Annotated in this window: 9 protein-coding genes; 8 read left to right on the top strand and 1 reads right to left on the bottom strand. The window is 73.0% G+C overall.

Features of this window, described 5'->3' with window-relative positions; all coding sequences use genetic code 11:
- Positions 1-231: 231 nt before the first annotated feature.
- Positions 232-3,366: a LamG-like jellyroll fold domain-containing protein gene (locus ACZ7PG_RS30955; RefSeq protein ID WP_470242659.1), complete on the bottom strand. Its 3,135-nt coding sequence runs from the start codon at positions 3,364-3,366 to the stop codon at positions 232-234.
- Positions 3,367-3,772: 406 nt separating this feature from the next.
- Here ACZ7PG_RS30955 and ACZ7PG_RS30950 point away from each other — a divergent pair, with 406 nt between their 5' ends.
- From ACZ7PG_RS30950 to ACZ7PG_RS30915, 8 genes are read left to right on the top strand one after another with little or no spacing between them, the layout of a single operon-like run.
- Positions 3,773-6,181, top strand: coding sequence for a S8 family serine peptidase (locus tag ACZ7PG_RS30950; protein WP_470242658.1), 2,409 nt, complete (start codon positions 3,773-3,775; stop codon positions 6,179-6,181).
- Entirely contained in the window at positions 6,178-10,743 is a 4,566-nt protein-coding gene (locus ACZ7PG_RS30945) for a DUF6603 domain-containing protein (protein WP_470242657.1), read from the top strand. Before ACZ7PG_RS30950 ends, ACZ7PG_RS30945 begins: the two co-directional genes overlap by 4 nt.
- Positions 10,744-10,759: 16 nt before the next feature.
- The gene (locus ACZ7PG_RS30940; protein WP_470242656.1) at positions 10,760-11,107 is read left to right on the top strand and encodes a hypothetical protein; all 348 of its coding nucleotides are present in this window, start codon (positions 10,760-10,762) and stop codon (positions 11,105-11,107) included.
- A gap of 16 nt (positions 11,108-11,123) precedes the next feature.
- Positions 11,124-12,257 carry a Kelch repeat-containing protein gene (locus tag ACZ7PG_RS30935; RefSeq protein WP_470242655.1) on the top strand — a complete coding sequence of 378 codons (1,134 nt, stop codon included), beginning with the start codon at positions 11,124-11,126 and terminating at the stop codon, positions 12,255-12,257.
- Positions 12,254-15,259, top strand: coding sequence for a hypothetical protein (locus tag ACZ7PG_RS30930; protein ID WP_470242654.1), 3,006 nt, complete (start codon positions 12,254-12,256; stop codon positions 15,257-15,259). The genes ACZ7PG_RS30935 and ACZ7PG_RS30930 overlap by 4 nt, the downstream gene beginning before the upstream one ends.
- Entirely contained in the window at positions 15,240-19,994 is a 4,755-nt protein-coding gene (locus ACZ7PG_RS30925; protein ID WP_470242653.1) for a hypothetical protein, read from the top strand. Before ACZ7PG_RS30930 ends, ACZ7PG_RS30925 begins: the two co-directional genes overlap by 20 nt.
- A complete protein-coding gene (locus tag ACZ7PG_RS30920; RefSeq protein WP_470242652.1) occupies positions 19,991-21,775 on the top strand; it encodes a hypothetical protein in 1,785 nt (594 codons plus the stop codon). The genes ACZ7PG_RS30925 and ACZ7PG_RS30920 overlap by 4 nt, the downstream gene beginning before the upstream one ends.
- Before the next feature lie 27 nt (positions 21,776-21,802).
- The gene (locus ACZ7PG_RS30915) at positions 21,803-22,180 is read left to right on the top strand and encodes a MerR family transcriptional regulator (protein WP_470242651.1); all 378 of its coding nucleotides are present in this window, start codon (positions 21,803-21,805) and stop codon (positions 22,178-22,180) included.
- Positions 22,181-22,188 lie beyond the last annotated feature (8 nt).

Below are 22,188 nucleotides of genomic sequence, written 5' to 3'. Positions count from 1 at the left end.
CGAGGTGACAGTTATCTCTTGCCCGGCGACTGAACCCGTCTTGAACGATGCACCCAGGCAAGCGCGGGCGCCCGGATCACGCCCACTGTGGCGGGTGAGCCTTAAGTTTGTCCAAGACCGGCTCGGCTGTGACGGGAATTCACCGGGGGTGAGGGCGCCGCGCCGGCTGACGGCCGAAGCCCTGCCCCTCCGAGGAGGGGCAGGGCTTCGGACCTGGCCGCGCCGCCGGCGTCAGGGGAGCTGGGCCACCTCCGCGTCCGTCAACGCCTTGCCGGCCACGCGGACGTCGTCGACCGCGCCGCTCCAGAAGTCGACGTTCTGGCCGTTGTACTTGGCCCGGCCGACCGTGAACGCGCCCGTGCCGGCCACCGCCGGTCCGGCCGCGGCCGTCGCCACCTTCACGCCGTCCACGTAGAGCCTGATCTCGTTGCCGGCCCGGACGCCCGTCAGCTCGTACCAGCGGCCGATCTCCGGCACGACCTCGTACCGGGCCCGGTTGCCGCCCGGCGTGCTGAACGCGAACGCGCCCTGGCCGTACTGCAGGTAGAACGGGCTCTCCTGCCCCCGGCCGTCCTGGCTCACCGCCGTCGCGTAGTTGCCGGGCAGCTGGTCGAGCCGCACCTTCGCCGACACCGTGTAGTCACCGGTCGTGTCGACGACCGGGCCGTAGGTGTCGGCCGAGCCGCCGGTGAACTGCAGCGCGCCGTCCTTGAACGTCGCCCCGGCCGGGGTGAGCGTCAGCGGGTTGTTGCCGCCGCTCGAGTCCTTCGCGGTCGTTCCGCCGCGCTCGTCGAGGTTCCACGAGCCCTTCCCCGCGTACGGGTACGGCTTGCCCGCGTTGGCACCGGCCTCGATCACGCGCCGGTTGATCTCGCGGACCGGACCCGGGTCGACCTTGATGCGCTTGCGGTCGTAGGTCCAGAGCCCGTTGAGCTCGCCTTCCAGGTCCGTGACCTGCGTGTAGACCGACGCCGACAGCTCGGCGCGCGCCTGCCCGAGGTAGAACGTGCGGGTGTTGTCGACGTACTTCGCCGTCAGCGCCGCCTTGTCCTGCACGCCGCTGTAGATCGCGATCGGCGCACCCGGCCACTGGTGACCCGGCGTGCGCAGCGTGAAGCCGCCGTGCTCGCCGTCCATCGCGACCCGCCTGCCGTCCGAGGCGGCCGGGTCGGTGTTGTTGTAGTCGTGGTGGTCGATGACGTCACCCGCGCCCGAGTCGCCCTTGGACGCACAGCAGTTCACCCCGCTGTGGGCGTTGACGATCCGGCTCGGGTCGGCGGCCTTGACCTGGTCGGTGATCCGGCCGGTCGCGGCCTTGTCCCACTCGCCCCAGCCCTCGTTGAACACGATCCAGGCGTAGACGGACGGGTAGTTCTGCAGCTGGTGCATCTCCTCCAGGCCCTGGCTGAGCCACGCCTGCTGCGCCCCGGCGTTGTTGCCGTCGTCGAGGGACACGAAGTCCTGCCACACCAGCAGTCCCAGCTGGTCCGCGTGGTAGTACCAGCGGGCCGGCTCGACCTTGATGTGCTTGCGGACCGCGTTGAAGCCGAGGTCCTTCTGCGCCTTCAGGTCGAAGACGAGGGCGTCGTCGCTCGGCGCGGTGTTCAGGCCGTCCGGGTAGAAGCCCTGGTCCAGCTGCATCAGGGAGAAGAACGGCTTGCCGTTGAGCGTCAGCTTGGGGACACCGTTGACGTTCGTGATGCCGGTGGAGCGCATGCCGAAGTAGCTCTTGACCTTGTCGCCGCCCAGCTTGATCTCCAGCTGGTACAGGTACGGGTCGTCCGGCGTCCACAGGTGCGGGGTGGGCACCGCCAGCTTCAGGTTCGCGTTCGCCGGTCCGGTGACCGTGCCGACCTGACGGCCGCGCGCGTCCTTGGCGACCGCCGTGACGGTGGCGTTGCCCGCCGACTTGACGTTGAGGGCCAGCGAGTTGGTGGTGAGGTCGGGCGTCGTCTTGATCTCGTCGATGCCCTGGGCCGCCACCGGCTCCAGCCACACCGTCTGCCAGATGCCCGACGACGGCGTGTAGAAGATGCCGCCGGGGTTGGGCGACTGCTTGCCCTTGGGCTGGTACGGGCCGGTCGTGTCGGTGACCGCGACGACGATCTCCTGCTCGTCACCGCGCTTGAGCGCGTCGGTGATGTCGGCGCTGAACGCCGTGTAGCCGCCGGTGTGCTCCGCGACGAGCTTGCCGTTCACCCAGACCTTCGCCTGGTAGTCGACCGCGCCGAAGTTGAGCTTGAGACGCTGCCCGCCGCCGATCTTCCAGTCGCGCGGGACGCTGACCGTGCGGCGGTAGAACATGTGGTCCTCGTGCCGTTCGAGCCCGGAGAGCTGCGACTCGATCGGGTAGGGCACGATCACCTTCTCGGGCAGCCGCTTGCCGAACGTCGGCTGCTGGCCGTCCTTGGCCGCCGAGAACTCCCACGGGCCGTTGAGGTTGACCCACTTGTCGCGCTCGAGCTGCGGCCGCGGGTACTCCGGCAGCGGGTGGCGCGTGTCGACGTTCTCGCCCCACGGTGTCCGGAGCCGTTCGGTCGACGCGTTCGCGACGAGGCGCCCGGCCTTGCCGACCTTCGTGCCGTCGACCGCGAGCGCGCCCGCGCCGTCGTAGTAGAGCGTGATCCGCTGGCCCTTCAGGACCTCCTCGGCCAGCCGGATCGTGGCCCGGGTGCGGGTCGTCGTGATGGCCGAGATCGGCATCGGCGTCGCGTCGACCTCGATGCGCAGGTGGTCCTTCAGGTCGCTCGTGCCCGAGACGCGGCCGCCGAAGTCGGCCGTGAGCGTGCGGCCGTCCTGGGACACGTCCGCCGTGCGCGGCACGACCGCGAAGTCGGCCGGGGGAGTGAACGCCGACAGCGGCACGATCTGCTTCGCGATGGTCGCGCTCGACCAGCGCAGGAACATGTTCGCGCCGCCGGTGTCCTGGAACATCTCCAGCTTGAAGTCGTACTGCTTGCCGGCGGTCAGCGTGACCGGCGCGCTGGTCTGCTCCTTGTCCCAGTCGCCGACCCAGTGGTCGATCACCGGTGCGCCGTCGAGGAACAGCCGGAACCCGTTGTCGCCGATGGCGTAGAACGTGTAGTCGCCGGTCTGCGGCACGGCGAGCTGTCCGCTCCACCGGGCGGTGGTGTTCTCCGTGCGCCCGGCGACCAGCCCGAAGACCGAGGTCAGGTCCGCGTGGTCGACCTCCCCGTCGAGCGCGGTACCGGCCAGGTTCGCGAAGTCGTGCGCGCCCGGCGCCGACGGTGTGAAGTACTCGGCTTTCAGGCCGTGCACGGGCTCGGCGGCGCCTGCGGGCGGCGTGCCGGACGCCACGCCCAGCGCCACCAGCACGGCGACGAAGACGGAAGCGGCTCTTCTCATCGGCGAGGACCCTTCATTTTTACAACGTTGTAAAACGCTCTGGGGAGGATCCAATCAGACAACTCGGACCGCTATCTACCGCCGAATGGCGGTATCTGAGCGGCCGAGTGCCGAGGCCGTGGGTGCCGTCTTCCGTCATGTTCGCCGCATGAGGGTGATCGTGATTGGCGCCGGTCTCGGCGGGCCCCTGACACTGTCCGATGTGGACGGAGGGCTGACGCCGACGGCCGTGTTTCTTTTTGTCGGCGGATGACAAAGAATTCCGGTGATTGATTTTCAATTTCGGATAATGCCCGAAAGGGCAGACATCGGGGTGGGAACCGGGACAGTTTTGTTCACCCCTACAGCGGTGCTGCTTCCGCGGGTCTGCTGAAATTCTTGCCGTGGGGAAAGCGGGAGGGTCCGCATGACGAAGATCGAAACCGCGTTGCAGCACGCCGTGGCCGTTTGGCGATCCGAGGTCCGTCGTTCGGCGGAGACCCGGCAGGCCGGCGGCTCCGCGGAACCGGCGGCCGCGAATCGGCGGGTCACCGTGCTCGTACGGTACTCCGGTGACCTCGAGGCGCTGCGGCAGGCCGGTCTGGACCCCGGTTACGACCACGGTGGCCTGATCAGCGGGAGCATCGCGCTGGCGGACGTGGAACAGTTCGGCGAATTGCCCGAAGTCGAGTCCGTGGCCCTGGTGCGCCCGCCGGCGCCGGCGCTGGACAACACGGTCAAAGAAATGCGCGTCCCGTGGAAGGTGCCGCCGGATTCGCCGTGGCCGGGCAAGGGCGCCGGGGTGATCGTCGCGGTGGCCGACACCGGGATCGACGTCTTCCACGAGTCCTTCCGCAATTCCGACGCGACCAAGACGACCCGGATCCTGGAGCTCTGGGACCAGGGCGCCACGGCGGGCGGGGTGGCGCCGCCCGCAGGGTTCGCGCAGATCGGCCGGGTCTTCCGGGCCCCGGACATCAACGCCGCGCTGGCCGCCGGTCCGCCGTTCGCCAGCGTCGACGACGTCGGGCACGGCAACCACGTCGCCGGCATCGCCGCCGGTGACGGCAGCCAGGACGACCGGTGCAGCAAGCCCGGCAACTACACCGGCGTGGCGCCGGAGGCCGACCTCGTCGTGGTGAAGACGATCGGCGTGACCGGCGGCAACCCGCTGGACGCCATCACCTGGTGCGCCCAGGCGGGAACGAGGCTCGCGGCCGGGAACCCGCCGGTCGTCCGGCCGGTCGTGGTCAACTGCAGTTTCGGGCACCTGACCGGACCGCACGACGGAACGGACCCCTTGGACGTCGTGGTGGATCAGGTCCTCCGGCCCGCGGGGGGACCACCCGCGGGGATCGCCATCGTGGCGGCGGCGGGCAACGCGGCCGACGAGGAACTCCACGAGAGCGGGACGGTCCAGGCCGGTGCCGCGCCCGCGAACACCGTCACCGTCCCGTTCCGCGTCCCGGAGGGGTCGAAGAAGGTGGACATCCTCGACCTCTGGTACTCCGGCACCGCGACGCTGACCGTGGAACTCATCGCCCCACCGAATCCGGCCCGGCCCGGGCCGAACACAACGGGCCCGATCCCGCCCGGCGCCCCGGGCGCGCCCGGCACACCCGGCCAGTACAAGATCGGGGCGATGACGGTGGCCGCGAGCTCGTCCACCGCGCCGGAGGCCACGCACGGCGGCAAGAAGAACATCAACCTCACGATCACACCGCAGGCGGGCACGCAGGTCCGCGACGGGCAGTGGCAGCTGAAGCTGACCAACACCTCAGCCGTGGCCGCTGACTGGAACGCTTGGTTCTTCCAGGAGCAGGGCGACACCCACCCGACCTTCCGCCTGGAGTCGGACAAGGAACCGACCGAGCGCCGGCGGGTGAACACCATCCTCTCACCGGGTACCTCGCGGAACGCGATCACGGTCGCCGCCTACGACGACCGGGGTGGCGAGCTGGCCGAGTTCTCTTCGCGGGGTCTGCCGGCTCAAGCCGTCGCCCCGGCCGGGGAGATCAAGCCGACCCTCGCCGCGCCCGGGGTCGGGGTCGCCGCGCCGCGCAGCCGCGACGACAAGGACAGCAACTCCTCGTGCTGTGACCAGCTCGTCGTCGACAAGTCCGGCACCAGCATGGCGTCGCCGCACGTGGCCGGCCTGGTGGCGCTCATGTTCCAGAAGAACCACAACCTGACGTTCGAGCAGGTCCGCGCGCACCTGCAGCAGGCGTGCCGGATCGACGGGATCCCGGCCGCCGAGGTGCCGCCGGTGATCGAGCCGGCGACCGGGATCCGCGGCAACCACCTGTGGGGCTCCGGCAAGGTGAACGCCGCGGCGGCGCTGGCGGCGGTCCCGGCCGCGGTCACGGTCGCCGCTTCCGGAGGCGGGACGGCGACGCCGTTGCTCGCGTACGCGCCGGAGGAGATCGGCCTGGTGCCGCACACCTTCCGCTCCCGGCTGGCCGACCTGCAGCGGCGGTTCGGCGCCCGGCCCGGGCTGCAGCTGTTCGCCGCGCTGGTGAGCGAGCACGTCGACGAGGCGCTGCGGCTGGTGAACACGAACCGCCGCGTGCTGATCGCCTGGCGGCGGCTCGGCGGCCCGCAGGTGGTCCGCCGCCTGCTGCACGGCCCGCCGCCCCAGGACACCCTGCTGCCCGCGGTGGTGGACGGCCGGGACGTCGGCGAGCTGATCGCCGGGTTCGTCGCGGTGCTCGACCGGTTCGCCGGCCCGCGGCTGCACGCGGACATCGCCCGGTTCGCGGGCTTCGTCCGGCTGTGGCCGGGTGCCACCCTCGACCGGCTCGACCAGGCCGCGCTCGCGTACGGAGACGGCCGGTGAGCGCCGGCACGGTCGAGCTCCTGGCCCGGGAGATCGCCAAGGCGCTGGCGCCCCTGGAGCAGAACCTCGCCCCGGACAAGCGGGACGCGTTCTTCGCCGACCTCGGCTTCCGGTTGCCCGGCGGGCTCGGCGCGGCCGGCGACGCGCTCGGCACCGTCGCCCGCCAGGTCGGCGCCGCGGGCCCGATCGTCGTCCGGCTGACGCAGGCCGTCACCGCCGGCGACGAAGGCGCGATCGTCCAAGAAGGACTCGCGCTGCTGCGCGCCCTCGCCGAGACGTTCACCGCCCTCGACGCACTGGTGCCCGCCCTGAACACCGCGGTGACCGGCGCGACCGGCCTGACCGCGGCCCAGCGCACCCGGCTGCTGGCCGACGCGGCCCAGATGCCGCAGCGGCTCGTCGAGCTGGGGGTCATCGGCTACCTCGAGAGCAAGGGCCGCGCGGCGATCGAGCTGCTGACGCTGCTCGGCATCGTCGACGACAGCCCGGTGAACGACGCCGAGGACCCGGACGCGGCACCCGGCCGGCGCCGCCGGCTGCGCATCGACCGCTTCCTCGCCATCCTGACCGACCCGGTCCGCTGGCTGGGCGACACGTTCGGCTTCGGCAAGCCGGACTTCGACGGATCGCTGCTGTGGCCCCGGGTCGCCGCCGTGCTCGCCGGGCGGGACCGGGACTTCGTGCTCCTGACGCCGCCGGGCGCGCCGCCGGTGCTGGAGGCGTACTTCCTCCGGCTGAGCGTCGACCCGGCGGTGAGCCCGCCCGCGGCCACCGCCCGGCTGCGGGTGCCGGCCCAGCGGGACGTCCTGGTCACCCTGCCGCTCGGCTCGCTGTGGAAGCTGACGCTCGCGGTGGCCGGCAAGTTCGACTTCGGGCTGGAGGCGAAGATCCGGCCGCCGTTCGACGTCGAGCTCTCGCCGCCGACCGGCGAGCTGGAGCTGGACGTGCGGGCCGGCGCGGTCGCCGAGCAGGGTGGCACGCCCATCGTGCTGATCGGCCAGACCGGCTCGTCCCGCCTGGAGGTCAGCCGGTTCGCCCTGGAGCTCGGCCTGCGTGCGAGCGCGGACACCGGCGGCGACGTCTCGGTCGAGCCGTCCGCCCGGGTGGAGCTGGCGGGCGGGCACGTGCTGATCGACCTCGGCGGCGGCGACGGCTTCATCAGCACCGTCGCGGGCGGCGCGAAGATCGAGTCGGCCTTCGAGATCACCGGGAGCTGGTCGCCCTCGACCGGGCTGCGGCTGGAAGGCAGCGGCGGGCTCGACCTCGAACTGCCGCTGCACGTCACGCTGGGGCCGATCGAGATCACCACGCTGCACCTCGGGGCCGGGTTCGGCCCGGACGGCACGCTGCCCATCGAGGTCTCCGGCGGCTTCACCGCCACTCTCGGCCCGATCAGCGCGGCCGTCGAACGGGTCGGCGTCGTCGCCGAACTGTCCTTTCCGGACGGTGGCGGCAACCTCGGCGTCGCCGACCTCGCGTTCCGGTTCAAGCCGCCGACCGGGGTCGGCCTGGCGATCGACGCCGGGATCGTCGCGGGCGGCGGGTTCCTGTCCTTCGACGACGCGCGGGGCGAGTACGCGGGCGCGCTGGAGCTGGAGTTCGCCGGCTTCATCGACGTCAAGGCGATCGGCCTGATCACCACCCGGATGCCCGACGGCAGCCCCGGCTTCTCCCTGCTGATCGTGCTCACCGCCGAGTTCGGCCAGGCCGGCATCCAGCTCGGCTTCGGGTTCAAGCTGCTCGGCGTCGGCGGGATCCTCGGGCTCAACCGCCGGATGGACCTCGACGCGCTGGTCGAAGGCGTCGTCACCGGGTCGATCCAGTCGGTGATGTTCCCGGAGGACGTGGTGGCCAACGCCCCGCGGATCCTCAGCGACCTCCGGAAGTTCTTCCCGCCCGAGGAGGGCACGTTCCTGGTCGGGCCGATGGCGAAGATCGGCTGGGGCACGCCCACCCTGGTCAGCGTCTCGCTTGGGCTGATCATCGAGGTCCCGCCGGGCAACATCGCGATCCTCGGGCTGCTCGAATGCGTCCTGCCCAGCGAGGACGTCGCGCTGCTGGCGCTGCGGGTCAGCTTCGTCGGCGCGCTCGAGGTCGACAAGTCACGGCTGTGGTTCTTCGCGCAGCTCTTCGACTCCCGCGTCCTCACCATGACCATCGAAGGCGGGATGGGGCTGCTCGTCGCCTGGGGCGACAACCCGGACTTCGTGCTGTCGGTCGGCGGCTTCCACCCGTCGTTCACACCGCCGCCGCTGCCGTTCCCGGTGCCGCCGCGGATCTCGGTCGACATCCTGAACTCCCCGGGCCGGCTGATCCGGGTGTCCGGCTACTTCGCCGTCACCAGCAACTCCGTCCAGTTCGGCGCGAAAGCCGAACTGCGCCTCGGGTTCAGCGACTTCGGCATCGAAGGCCACCTCGGCTTCGACGCGCTGTTCCGGTTCTCGCCGTTCTCGTTCATCGTGCAGGTCTCCGCCGGGGTTTCGCTGAAGGCGTTCGGCGTCGGGCTGTTCGGCATCGACCTGGACTTCACGCTGGAGGGGCCCGCGCCGTGGCGGGCGCACGGCCGCGGGTCGATCTCCTTGCTGTTCTTCGAGATTTCGGCCGACTTCGACATCACGTGGGGCGAGGAGCGCACCACGACGCTGCCGCCGGTCGCCGTGCTCGCGCTGCTCGAGGCCGAGGTGACCAAGACCGAGGGCTGGCAGACGCGGCTGCCCGCGGGCGGGTTCAACCCGATGGTCACCCTGCGGCAGCTGCCCCCGGGCGACGACCTGGTGCTGCACCCGCTCGGCACGCTGTTCATCCACCAGCGGGTCATCCCGCTCGGCGTCCGGCTCGACCGGGTCGGCGCGCAGCGGCCCAGCGACGGCAAGCGCTTCACGATCGCCCCGCCGCAGAACAGCGGGCTGGTGCGCCGCTCACTCACCGGCGACAAGTTCGCGATGGCCCAGTTCCAGGACATGAGCGACGCGGCGAAGCTGTCGCGTCCCGCGTTCGAAACCCAGGACGCCGGGCTCGAGCTGGTCGCGGCCGGCGGCGCGATCGCGTCACCGCGCGTCGTGCGCCGCAGTGCCCGCTACGAGCTGCACATCATCGACAGCGAAGCCCCGTCGGAGCCCGCCGCCGTGCGCATCACCGCCGTCCGGGCGACCGCCCGGCCCGCCGCACGCCTGTACACCCCGCCGCCCGCGGTGTTCGGGCAGCTCCTGGCCGGCAGCAGCACGGCCCGTTCGGCCCTGTCGCAGCAGGACGCCCGGCAGCGGCAGCCGTTCCCGCCCGAGGAGACCGTGCAGGTCCCCGGCAGCCGGTACGTCGTCGCCTACCGGCGCAACAACCAGCAGGCGTTCCCGCCGGCCACCGCGAGCGCGACGACGTCGAGCTTCCGCAGCGCGGCGACCGCGGAAGACGCCATGGCCGACTGGATCGAGGCGGACCCGTCGCTGGCCGGGCAGCTGCACGTCCTGCGCCAGGCCGAAGTGCTCGGCGGGGTGCTCGCCGAGCCCGGCGTCTGGTCCGCGGCCGGCTCGCCGTCCGCCGCCGTCGCGGACGCCGACGCGGTCCGTCTCGACAATGGGCGGGTGCTCGTTGCCGGCGGCACCGGCGCCGACGGGAGCCCGGTCGCGACGGTGGCGTCGTTCGACCCGATCGCCGGGACCTGGTCCGCCGCGCCGTCACTGGCGAAGGCGCGACGGCGGCACACGACCACGCGCCTCGGCGACGGCCGGGTCGTCGTCGCCGGCGGGCTCGGCACCGACGGCACGGCGCTGGCCGGCACCGAGGTGTTCGCCGCCGATGCCTGGACGACGCCCGCGGCCGGGCTGGCCACCGCCCGGCACGGGCATTCGGCCACGCTCGCGGGCAAGGCGATCCTGGTCGCGGGCGGCACGAGCGCTCGCGGTGCCGCGCTCGCCTCGGCCGAACTGCTCGACCCGGCCACCCTGACCTGGACCGCGACCGGGTCGATGCTGGAGGCCCGCACCGGGCATGCGGCCGTTTCAGTCGGCGCGGGCAAGATCCTCGTCGTCGGCGGCGCGGTGGGGGAGCGGGCGCTGACGTCGTGCGAGCTGTACGACGTCACGGCCAAGACGTGGACCCCGACCGGCAGCCTTGCCGTGGCACGCAAGGGACATCAGGCGACGCTGCTGCCCGACGGCCGGGTGCTCGTCACCGGCGGCGACGCGGTCCCGGGCGTCCCGTATCGCATCGAAAGCCTTGCGACGGCTGAGGTGTACGACCCGAAGACCGGAGTTTGGACGCGCGTCGACGACCTGCCGGGCGGCGGTCGCACCGGGCATCGGTGCGTCCGCACCCCGCGAGGCGCGGTCGTGATCGGCGGCGTCGGCCGGCCTCGCGCGACGGCTGGATACCGGGACGTCGTCGCGTTCGAACCCGCGACTGGGGCTTGGACCCCGACCGGCGCGTTGGTGACTGGCCGGTCTGGCTTCTCCGCCGTCGACCTGGCGGACGGCCGTGTGCTCGTCGTCGGTGGCCGGGCGCTGACCGGGCCTGCCGCGCCGAGTGCTGATGAGTTGGCCACCACCGCTGAGACCTACCTGCCGTGATCGAGGGGATGACGCCATGACCACCGCTCTCGCCGCGCCGGACGCCGTGCAACTCGCCACTACTGCCGAGACCGACCTGGCCGGCCGCGTGCTCGTCGTCGGTGGTCGGGCACTGGCTGGGCTTGCCGCGCCGGGCGTCGGCGAGCTGGCCACTGCCGCCGAGACCGACCTGGCCGGCCGTGTGCCCGTCGTCGGTGGTCGGGCACTGGCTGGGCTTGCCGCGCCGGGCGTCGGCGAGCTGGCCACTGCCGCCGAGACCGACCTGGCCGGCCGCGTGCCCGTCGTCGGTGTCCGGGCACTGACCGGGCCTGCCGCGCCGGACGCCGTGCAACTCGCCGCTACCGCCGAGACCTGTCTGCCGTGACCGAGGGGACGACACCATGACCACCGCTCTCGCGGCCGACACCTGGTCGCCCGCACCCGACTACGCCACCGCCGCCTGCTGGCGCGGCCAGCACGACTCCGCCGTCGTCCTCGCGGGTGGCACCAAGATCCTCCTCGCCGGCGGTGCCGACGCCGCCGGAGCGAGCCTGCGCCAAAGCGCCGTCTACGACCTGGGCCAAGAGAAGTGGTCGACCCCCGCGCTGCTCGGGACCGCCCGGCAGCTGCACGCGCTGGCCGCGCTGCCCGATGGCAAGGTGCTCGTCTGCGGCGGTACCAACGGCGGTGCCGCCCTGCGCAGTGCCGAGATCTTCGATCCCACCGCGAACACCTGGACCCCGGCCGCGCACGACATGGCGGCCGTGCGGTTCGGGCACAGTGCCACCACGCTGTCGAACGGGCTCGTCCTCGTCGCCGGCGGCTCGGGTCCGCGCGCCGGCGGGGGGAGCGTCGCCCTGCGCTCGGCCGAGCTTTTCCACCCCGCCGACGGCACGTGGACCGCCGTCGAGGTCGACATGACCGATGCCCGCACCGGGCACACCGCGATCTCCTTGCAGGACGGGAAGAAGGTGCTCGTCTGCGGTGGCAGCGTGCCGGTCGGCGGCACCGACCGCGCGGACCTGGCCTTCTGCGAGCTGTACGACACGGTCACCGCGACCTGGGCCCCCACCGGCAGCATGCGGCTCCCGCGCAGCGCGCACTCCGCCGCCGCCCTGTCGGGCACGTCCGTCCTGGTCGCGGGCGGGCGCGCGCCGGGTGCGCGCGACGACGGCTTCGACCCGTTCGCCCGGGCCACCGCCGAGGTGTACGACCTCACCGCGGGCACCTGGCAGGACGCGGCCGCGATGCCCGCCGGGCGGGCTTTCCACCGCGCCGTCCCGTTCGGGGCGGGGAAGGCGCTGGTGCTCGGCGGTGCCGACCACGTCGACAACGAAACCGGCTACCGGGGAACCCTGCAGTTCGCGGGCGGGGCGTGGACGGCGTTCGCCGGCCTCGATGAAGGCCGGTGGGCGCTCGCGGCGGCGTCGTCCGGCACCAAGGTGCTCGTCGCCGGCGGTGTCACCCGCACCGGGCTGGCCGCCGCGACGACGGCCGTCGAGCTCACCGCGAGCGCCGAACGGAGCGGCACGTGACCGACGGCGCCTACTCCTTCCTGCCCTGGCTGCGGACCGGGCTCACGACCAGGATCACCGGCGCGCCCGGGCCGGGCCGGGCGACCATCCCGGTCCAGCTGGAGCTGACCGGCGACGCGCTCACCCCCGGCGGTCCGGCGCCGCACAAGCTGATCGAGCAGCCCGTGCAGCTCTACGGGCCCGGCGACGTGATCGGGATCGACTCGCGCGAGATCTCGAGAATGGAGCCGCCGCCGTTCACCACCAACTTCGAGCCGAACTACCTGGCGCACATCGAGTTCTACGAAGAGGACTTCGCGTGGCGCTACAGCCCGGCCGCGCCCGACACCGCCACGAGACGGCTCGCGCCGTGGCTCGCGTTGGTCGTGCTCGCCGCCGGCGATGACACGGGCCCGGCCGAGTTCGAGGAGGGCGGCGCGGGGGACGGGCCGCTGCCGTTCGTCACCGTCACCGCGCCGGACGCGCTGCAGACGCCCGCGGAACTGGGCGCCTTCGCACACGTCCACGTCAACGGCGAACTCGACGTGCCGGTCGAGGTGGACGACCGCACCGGCATGGGCACGGCGCTGGCGAACCTCTCGCGCGTCCTGCGCGACGCCCCGGACAGCGCCTGCTCGCGCATCCTCTGCCCGCGTCACCTCAAGCCGACCACGACCTACCACGCGTTCCTCGTGCCCGCGTTCGAAACCGGGCGGCGGGCCGGGCTCGGCATCGACCCGGGGCAGATCACGTCGACCACGCCGAGCTGGGGCGTCGCGGGCATGCCGGCGTCCGGCCGGCTCCCGTACTACCACCGCTGGCAGTTCGCCACGAGCCCGGCGGGCGACTTCGAGTTCCTGGTCCGGCTGCTCAAACCGTTGGAAGCCAAGGAACCCGTGGGCCTGCGGGACATGGACGCGCACCGGACGCCGGGGTTCGGGCTGCCCGGCCTGACCACCTCGACCGAGCCGGACGGGGTGCTGCGCCTCGGCGGCGCGCTGCAGCTGCCCGACTCCGACAAGGTCATCGACCGGTTCGAGAACTGGGACAACTACTACGGCCCGCAGAGCCCGGCCGATCCGCCCGCGCCGCCGTACCCCAACGAATGGCAGCGCGCGCTCGCCGGGCTGATCAACCTCGCCGAGGCCTACCAGCACCAGACCGCGGCCACCGCGAACACCGCGCTCGCGCCCCGGATCCCGGATCTCGCCGGCCAGGTCGACCCGGTGATCACGCCACCGCTCTACGGCCGCTGGCACGCGCTCACCCCGAAGCTGCTGACCACCCCCGAGGGCGCTCCGCTGCCCGACGCCGAGGTGCACGGCTGGCTGCACCGGCTCAACCTCGACCCGCGGTTCCGGGTCGCCGCGCACTTCGGCACCAAGGTCGTGCAGGCGCGGCAGGAGGAGCTGATGGCCGCGGCCTGGGAGCAGCTCGGCGAGGCCCGGCGGGCCAACGCCTGGATCCGTACCGCGCAGCTGGCCCGCGAGGTCGGCGACATCCTGCACGGTAAGCACATCCGGCCGCAGGCCGGTCCGGTCGCGCTCACCGCGGACGCGGAGCCGCTGCCCTCGGGCCGGGCGCTGACGATCACCGCGCCCGCCCACGCCAAGGTGCTCGACCGGCCCGTCGCGGGCTTCGCGGCCGCGGCGGGCGAGGTGTTCGCCGTCGGGTTCAAGGTGTCGCAGAGCCGGGTCGCGACGGCGCCGGTGTCGCCCGCCATGCGCCGCATCACGCGGCCGGGCAGCCGGCTGATGAAGACCCTGGACACCTCGCTGGGCACGCTGCTGGCCCGCATCGACGAGCAGGAGGTGGCCGCCGCGCCGCCGCTGGTCCCGCCGCCGGGACCGATCGGGGTGGCGGCCGGGCCCGAAGACCGGCCCCGGCTGAACGTCGCCGGTACCACCACCGCCGTCGTGACCGGGCTCGACGCGAACACGACCGTGCTCGAGAACATCGTCGCGGCGGTGAACCTGCCGGCGCGGCTCGCGCCGAAGGACGGCGAACTGACCGAGGTGATGGCGTACCCGAAGTTCGACATCCCGGCCTACACCGAGCTGCTGAAGATGTCGACGGACACCTTCGTGCCCAACCTCGGGCTGCTCCCGCCGAACTCGATCACCCTGCTCGAGGCGAACACCAAGTTCATCGAGTCCTACCTCGTCGGCCTCAACCACGAGCTGGCCCGCGAGCTGCTCTGGCGCGAATACCCGACCGACCAGCGCGGCACGCCGTTCCGCCAGTTCTGGGACCCGCGCACCGCGCCGCCGAAGCCGCGCGAGACGGCGGACGCGCGCCGCGAGCGGCTCTACGACATCCCGCCGATCCACCGGTGGGCCAAGACCGCGAAGCTCGGCGAGAACCCGAACCTGACCCCGGGGGAGCCGCCGCGCACCGCCAACCTGGTGCTGGTGATCCGCGGCGAGCTCCTGCGGAAGTACCCGACCGCGGCGATCTACGCCCACAAAGCCGAGTGGCCCGACAAGAAGAACGAGCCGGGCGTGCAGGACAAGAGCGGCGAGCGCACCCTCGCGAAGCTGCCGGAAGGCGTCGACCCGCCGCGCGGTCTGGTGCGGCTGCCCATGTACGAAGCCAAAGCCGACCCGGACATCTACCTGCTCGGCTTCGACCTCGACGCCGACACCGCGCGCGGGCCGGACGGCGACCTCGGCTGGTTCTTCGTGCTGAAGGAGCGGCCGGGCGACCCGCGGTTCGGGCTCGACGACGCCCCGCCCGGCGGGCCGGTGCCGGTCGAGGTGTGGAACGACCTGTCGTGGGCCGGGGTCGACCCGGCCGGGCAGGGCTTCATCCGGCTCGGCGGCGGTCCCACCGTCACCCTCGCCCACTTCAACCACGACGAGGACGACCAGGAAAAGACCGACCAGCGCGCCGACGACGACCACGTCCCGGCGTGGCAACCGGACGTCAGCGCCGCCGACGTCGCCTACATCCTCTTCCAGGCCCCCGTGCTGGTGGCCGTGCACGCCGAGGAGATGCTGCCGGATGCCCCAGCTCAGCCTTGACTTCCCGGTACTGCTGGGCCCGGTCCGGGTCGAGACGCGCTTCACGCTGACCGAGCTGCTGGTCCACGTGTTCCCCGACGAATGGTCGGTGACCAAGCTCGAGCCGCGCCCGACCGCGGCCGAGATCGCCGCGCTGGACGCCTATTGGGCCGCCCTGTGGGCCTCCGGCGGGTCACCGGCGGGGGAGCAGGCCGCCTGGCACGAGCTCGTCGCCCGGATCCCGGCCGGGCGCGCGGCCTGGCTGCTGAAGCAGCGGCAGCCCGCCAACCCCGGCGATCGCCCGCTGGGCGTGCCCGCCGGCACCGTCGTGCTGGTGGTCGTGAGCCCGGCCGCCGTCGCCGCCGGCGACAAGCAGCCGACGATCACGTACTGGACGGCCGTGTGGCAGGCGCACGGCGACCGCGCGAAGCTGCGCGCCGCCGAGATCGCCCTGCTCGCGGCCACCAGCGCCACCCGGGCCGCCGCGATCAAGGCCCGGCGTCCGTCCGGTGTGGACGGTGCGGCCGCCGCCCCGGGCGACGCCGTCACGGTCGCCTTCCTCGTGCTGCCCGCCGCGGCGGCCGGGCAGGTCGCGCCGCAGTCCTGGACGGTCGCGGCCACCGCGACGCTGCTGCCCGACCGGTTCACCGTGTCCGGGTACCGCGGCGGCGCGCTCGTGTTCACCGCGACCGGCCTGCCGGTGCGCCAGGGGCTGGCGGTGAGCCCGAACCCCAACGAGACGGCCGCGAACCAGCTGAAGATCGACGAGACGACCGGCAAGCTGTCCGTACCGCCCGCCCTGCGCTGGCTGACCGACTTCACCGAGGCCGTCAACGCCGGGATGGGCCTGCGGATCCCGCTGCAGGACGCCTTCCGCGACGGCCTCGACCGGCTCGTCGTGCTCGGCCTGCGCGAGCAGGCGGCGCCCGAGCAGACCGCGACGGCGCTGGGCGGCCTGTTCGCCGACCAGCTGCACAGCCCGTCCGGGTTCGGTTTCCTGCCGCAGGGCACGCCGACCAACAACTCCGAAGAACGCCCGGCCGGCCAGGACCCGGCGGCCGAAGCCGACGCCGCCCTCGCCACCGCGGCCGGGTTCGCCGCCGCCGTCCCGGACTGGACCACCAAGACCGACGGCGCCTGGTTCGCCGAACTGCTCGGTCTCGACCCGGCCCTGCTGGCCGGGGCGCCCAACGCCGACGGCACGGACCGGCGCGACGCGCGGGCCGCGGGCACGGCGCTGTGGGCGGCGACGGCGGGCTACCCGCTGCCGTCGCTGCTGACCGGCGAGCAGACGCGGCAGTTCTTCCTCGCGCACGTCTCCGGCCGCGGACCGCTGCCGGCGGTGAAGATCGGCCGCCAGCCCTACGGGATCCTGCCGACCACCGTGTTCTCCCGGCTCGCGTTCCCGACCGACGCGACCCACCGGATCGCGCTCGACGCCGCCCTCAAGCAGGTCGCGCCGCGCTGGCACGACGCGCTCGCGCACGTCGCCGACCTCGACGAGCCCGGCGCCGACCCGCACCAGACCCTGCTGGACATCCTCGCGCTGCACCCGGCTTCGGCCGAGTACCACCGCACCGCCGACCCGGCGCTGACCCTGGGGACCCCGGTGGCCGACGACCGGCCGCTGTCGGAGACGGCCCTGATCCGGCCCTACACCGCCGACGGCCACGACTACCTGACCTGGCTCGCCACCAGCGACCTGGCCACGATCGGCGGCGAACAGGGCTTCACCGACGACGTGCCGCCCGCGGCGCTGCTCTACCAACTCGCCCGCCAGGCTGTGCTGCGGACCGGATCCGTGCCGCCGGAGCTGGCGCAGGCGCTGACGATCCTGGCCGGGCTGCCCACCGCGAAGCTGGAACGGGTGTTCGCCGAACACCTCGACTGCGCCACGCACCGCCTCGACGCGTGGCGGCTCGGGCTGGTCAACGAGCGGCTGGCCGAGCTCCGGTACGGACCGACCGGCGCCGGGACCCCGGTGCGGGGCGTGCACCTCGGCGCGTACGGCTGGCTCGAACACCTCGCCCGCGACACCGACCCGGTGGACCAGGTCGACGTGCCGGCCGACCTGACGAGCGTGTTCGGTGCCGGCCCGATCCCGCACGACCGGGCCAACGCCGGGTACGTCCACACGCCCTCGCCCGCGCACGCCCGCACCGCGGCCGTCTTGCGGGCCGGGTACCTCGCGAACGCCGGCCGCGGCGCCGCCGACGTGTTCGCGGTGAACCTCAGCTCCGAGCGCGTCCGGCTGGCGCTGGGCATCGCCGACGGGATCCGGCAGGGCCAGTCGCCCGGCGCGCTGCTCGGGTACCGCTTCGAACGCGGGCTGCACGACCGCGGCGCCGGGCTCGACGCGTTCATCGCCGGGCTGCGCCTGAAGTTCCCGTTGCGGGCCAACAAGATCGACGAGACCGCGCTCACGCCCGAAGACCCCGGCGCGCCCACGAGCATCGAGCAGGTCGAAGCCCGCAACGTCATCGACGGGCTGACCCTGCTGCGCCGCGTGAACGCGTTGCGCGACACAGCCCCACCGGGCACCCCGCACCCCGACGACTACCCGTTCGGCTACGACGACCTGCCGCCGGCGGACGCGACGCAGACCGGCCTGATCCGGTCCGAAGTGGACGCCCTGCGCAACGCCTTGGACGCGCTGGCCGACGTGACCGTGGCCGAGAGCGCCCACCAGGCGTTGCAGGGCAACACCGAACGCGCGTCGGCGGCGCTCGACGCGTACGCCAAAGAAGCGCTCCCGCCCGCGCCGTCGGTGGTGGAGACCCCGCGCAGCGGGACCACGCTCACCCACCGGCTGGCCCTGCAGCTCACCCCCGGCCTCGACCCCGACCACGGCGCACCGATCCTCGGCCACAGCAAGCCGCGGGCGCAGGCCGAACCGGCGGTCGACGACTGGCTCCCGGCGGTGCTGCCGAAACCCGAGAACGTGGTCGCCCTGGTGACCTGGCAGGACGAGGACGGCGACCCGCACAGCCGCGTCGTCAGCCAGGCCGACGCCGGGCTGTCCCCGATCGACCTGCTGTGGGCGCTGCGCCCGGCCGACGAGGCCGCGATGACCGACCTCGACGACCGGATCCTCGGCGTCGTCATCGACGGCAGCAAGCCGCGCCCGGACTTCGAGCTGCGCATCGAGTACACCACCCGGGTCGACAAGAAGGTCACCTTCTTCGAGGTGTCGCCGGTGGTCGCGGCCGTGCGGACGTTGCTGACGACCGCCCGGCCGCTGCGCCAGAGCGACCTGGTGCCGGCGGCCGGGTCCGCCGCGGTGAACCGGGCCGCGGACGACGCGGTGTCGCTGCCCCGGAAGCGCCCGGCCGCGGTGCTGGCCTCCCTGGTCGACCTGATCGACGACGTCGCCGACTACACCGGCGACCTCGGCGCGCTCTACCCCGACGGCGCACCGCCCAAGCGGGCCGCCGTCCTCACCGGCATCGACACTTTCCTGACCCGGTACGCGAAACTGGTGGTGACGGCGAGCGGGTTCGGGCTGGTGCGCAGCGGCTGGGGCGAGCTCGCGCAGTGGCGGCGCGGGGTCTTCGCCGGCGTCTTGACCGCCGTCGCGACGCTGGCCGCCCGGATGGCCGCCGCGCTCGCCGCGGCGAACGCGCTGCTCGACCAGTACGAGCACCTGCCGAACTCGACGCCGAACGAACAGCGGTTCCAGCTCCTGGAGAAGGCCGAGCGGCTGCTCACGACCAAGCCGAAGCGCCGGGACGACACCCCGGCGAAGATGCGCACCCGGGTGCGGAACCTGCGCACCACGTTCACCACCAGCGTGAACGGGCTGACCCAGCTGGCCGGCACCAGCCGGACGACCTTGAGCGACCTGCTCAAGGACGTCGCCGCGAAGCTGCCGCCGGCCGACTTCGACCCGCAGGGCCTCGACCTGACCCCGTTCCAGGACCGTGTCGTCGCCTTCGGCGCGGAACTGCTGGCGCGGGCCCGGAAGCTCACGGACGAGCTCGCCGCCCGGCGCGCCGCGGCGAACCAGGCCCTGCAGCTCTACGACCAGGCCGTCGCCGGGCCGGAGAAGGTCCGCGCCGGCACCGACGCACTCAAAGCACTGCTCGGCGAGGACGTCCTCTCGGTGCCCGAGTTCGCCCCGCCCGCCGCGGTGCTGCAGCAGTGGCGCAAGGCCCGCGCCGACAGCGACGACCTCGTCGCGCACCTCAAGCCGGCCCGCGACTTCCCGGTCGACGACTGGCTGCACGGGATGGCGCGGGTGCGCGAGAAGCCCCGCCTGTGGGAAAAGACGGTCCTGCTGGCCGACGCGCTCCTCGGGCCGGGCGGACTGCTCGGCACCGGCATCCTCGGCTGGCCCGAGCCCCAGCTTTCGCCGGTCCAGCTGCCCTTCGTGGACGGCGACCACTGGCTCGGCATGGAGTTCGCGAAGGACCCGGACCTGCCCGGCCAGCTCGACGAAGACCGGCTGCTGTTCACCGCGCACTACGCGACCGGGCTGGGCAGCGACCAGCAGTGCGGGCTGCTGCTGGACGAGTGGACCGAGGTGATCCCCGCCGAACGCGAGACGACCGGGATCGCCGTGCACCACAACGGGCCCGATTCGGAGCCACCGCAGGCGATGCTGCTGGTCGTGCCGCCGGTGCGGGTGGCGGGCGGGCAGTGGGCGACGACCGACCTGGTCGACGCGATCACCGAGACCTTCGAACTGGCGAAGACCCGCGCGGTCGAGCCGGCACAGCTCGACACGACCGCGCACCTCGGGAGGGCCGACCGATGACCGATCCCGCCGCCGACCGGCTGGAAGGCCGGCCCCGCACGACCGAGTTCGACCGCGCGCTGCGCGCCGAGGTCCGCGACCCGCTGTGGCTGCTGACCCGGCAGTGGCAGCTCGGGGAGTTCCACGGCACCGACGGCGGCTCGCCGGTGACCGTGACGTACTCGGTCGCGCAGTCGCGGCCCAGCCGCTTCCGGCCGTTCGGCGGCCCGGTCGAGGACCTGCCGCCGGACCGTCCCCTCGAGACGGTCGCGGAACGCCGTCCGCTGACGTTCACCTACGGCCCCGAGAAGATCGCCTTCGACCTGCGCCTGGCGATCGGGCACCGCTGGTTCAAGCTGCTCGCCCGGCTCGGGCTGCTCGGCCACGTGCTCAAGTACGAGGAGCAGTACGCGAAGAAGTACCCGATCAAGCTGCCCGCCGCCACCGACGTCACGCAGCGGGCCAACCCGGCGGTCTGGGCGACGATGCAGGCGGCCGCCGGTCGCCGCATGGACGGGTACGAGCTGTACCTGCACGTCAAGGCGGGCGGCGACGCCGACGACGGCATCAACACCATCCCGCTGCTGCACCACACGCCGCTCGTCAACGCGGGCAAGCGGCTCGTCGCCTGGTTCGACGCCCTGATCGACCAGCCCGCCGGCCGGACGCCGTCGGACCCCGACGGCGACGCCACCTGGGACCCGCGCCGGCTGGAGCACCGGTTCTCGGTCGCGGCCTCCGCGCCGGGCGGCACGGAGAAGACCCTGTCGGCGCGCGAATACCCGGGCGGCGAGCTCGACTGGCACGCGTTCTCGGTCGACCCCGGCCCGGCGCTCGGCGGCGCGAAACCGCCGGAGCCGCCGCTGGCGAGGACGGTGTTCCCGGCGCCGGTCCGGTACTCCGGCATGCCGCTGCCGCGCTGGTGGGCCGTGGAGGACGGCAAGACCAACTTCGCCGCCGTCCGCCCGGACAGCACCGACCTGGCCCGGCTGGTGTTCCTGGAGTTCGCGCTGGTGTTCAGCAACGACTGGTACCAGGTGCCGTGCGACCTCCCGGCCGGCGTCGTCGCGCGCATCCGCGGTCTCGTGGTCACCGACGTCTTCGGCCACCGCGAGTGGGTCACCCCGGCGGGCGCCGGCTTCGACGAGGACTGGCAGCGCTGGTCGATGTTCACCCTCGACACGATCGGCAGCGACGACGTCCCCGCCGACACCGACCTGTTCCTGCCGCCGAGCGTGCCCAAGGTGGCCGAAGGCCCGCCGCTGGAGGAGGTCCTGCTGATCCGCGACGAGAACGCGAACCTGGTGTGGGGCATCGAGCAGACCGTCCGGCTGCCGACCGGCGAGCCGCACCGGGGCAGCGAGGCCGCGGCGGAGATCGTCGCCTACCGCCGCCGTCAGACGGCACCGCCGGTGCCGGACGCGCCGCGCGCGGCCCTGTCGTACGCGGCGATGAACACCATCCCGGAGCAGTGGATCCCGTTCATCCCGGTGCACGTGCCGGGCGACAACCGGGAGATCCAGCTCCAGCGCGCGGCGATGCCCGGTGCCGTCGACGGTCAGCCGGTGCGTCCCCGCACCACGTTGCTGCGGGAGGGGTTCGACCGCGGGCAGCAGTACTTCGTCAACGAGGAAGAGGTCACCCAGGCCGGCACCCGCCTGTCGGTGGCCTACAACCGCACCCGCTGGCGTGACGGCCGCGTGGTGGTCTGGCTGAGCGCGCAGCGGGGCGCGGGGAGGGGCGAAGGCTCGAGCGGTCTCGTGTTCGATCTCCTCACCAGCACGCCGACGCCCACCGAGTGACGTCGGCCGCGGCGTAACCTCGCCGGTATGAGAATCGGCGAGCTGTCCCGGCGCACGGGCGCGAGTTCGCGCTCACTGCGCTACTACGAAGCGCAGGGCCTGCTGACCAGCTCACGCTCCGACGCCGGGCAGCGGCACTATTCCGACGCCGAGGTCGAGCGCGTGTCGCTCATCCGGCAGCTGTTCGACGCGGGCCTGTCCAGCCGGGTGATCGCGGCGGTGCTGCCGTGCGTCGAAACCCCGAGCGACCCGGACGTCGTCGAGTCGGCGTTCGCCACGATGACGCGCGAGCGCGACCGGATCGACGCCGACATCGCGCGGCTGCGGGAATCCCGGGACGCGCTCGACGTGGTGATCGAGGCCAACCGGCGCCACCAGGCGGAGCTGGTGACCCAGCCGGCCTGACGCTGTGA

The organism is Amycolatopsis sp. NPDC114504, from assembly GCF_055633595.1.
Note: the sequence above shows the minus strand (reverse complement) of the source record. Positions and strands in the feature narration are given on the sequence as shown.

Excerpts from the sequence above, each read along its gene's own strand:
- ACZ7PG_RS30955 (WP_470242659.1), bottom strand. The coding sequence starts at position 3,366 with ATGAGAAGAGCCGCTTCCGTCTTCGTCGCCGTGCTGGTGGCGCTGGGC.
- ACZ7PG_RS30950 (WP_470242658.1), top strand. The coding sequence starts at position 3,773 with ATGACGAAGATCGAAACCGCGTTGCAGCACGCCGTGGCCGTTTGGCGA.
- ACZ7PG_RS30940 (WP_470242656.1), top strand. The coding sequence starts at position 10,760 with ATGACCACCGCTCTCGCCGCGCCGGACGCCGTGCAACTCGCCACTACT.
- ACZ7PG_RS30935 (WP_470242655.1), top strand. The coding sequence starts at position 11,124 with ATGACCACCGCTCTCGCGGCCGACACCTGGTCGCCCGCACCCGACTAC.
- ACZ7PG_RS30925 (WP_470242653.1), top strand. The coding sequence starts at position 15,240 with ATGCCCCAGCTCAGCCTTGACTTCCCGGTACTGCTGGGCCCGGTCCGG.
- ACZ7PG_RS30920 (WP_470242652.1), top strand. The coding sequence starts at position 19,991 with ATGACCGATCCCGCCGCCGACCGGCTGGAAGGCCGGCCCCGCACGACC.
- ACZ7PG_RS30915 (WP_470242651.1), top strand. The coding sequence starts at position 21,803 with ATGAGAATCGGCGAGCTGTCCCGGCGCACGGGCGCGAGTTCGCGCTCA.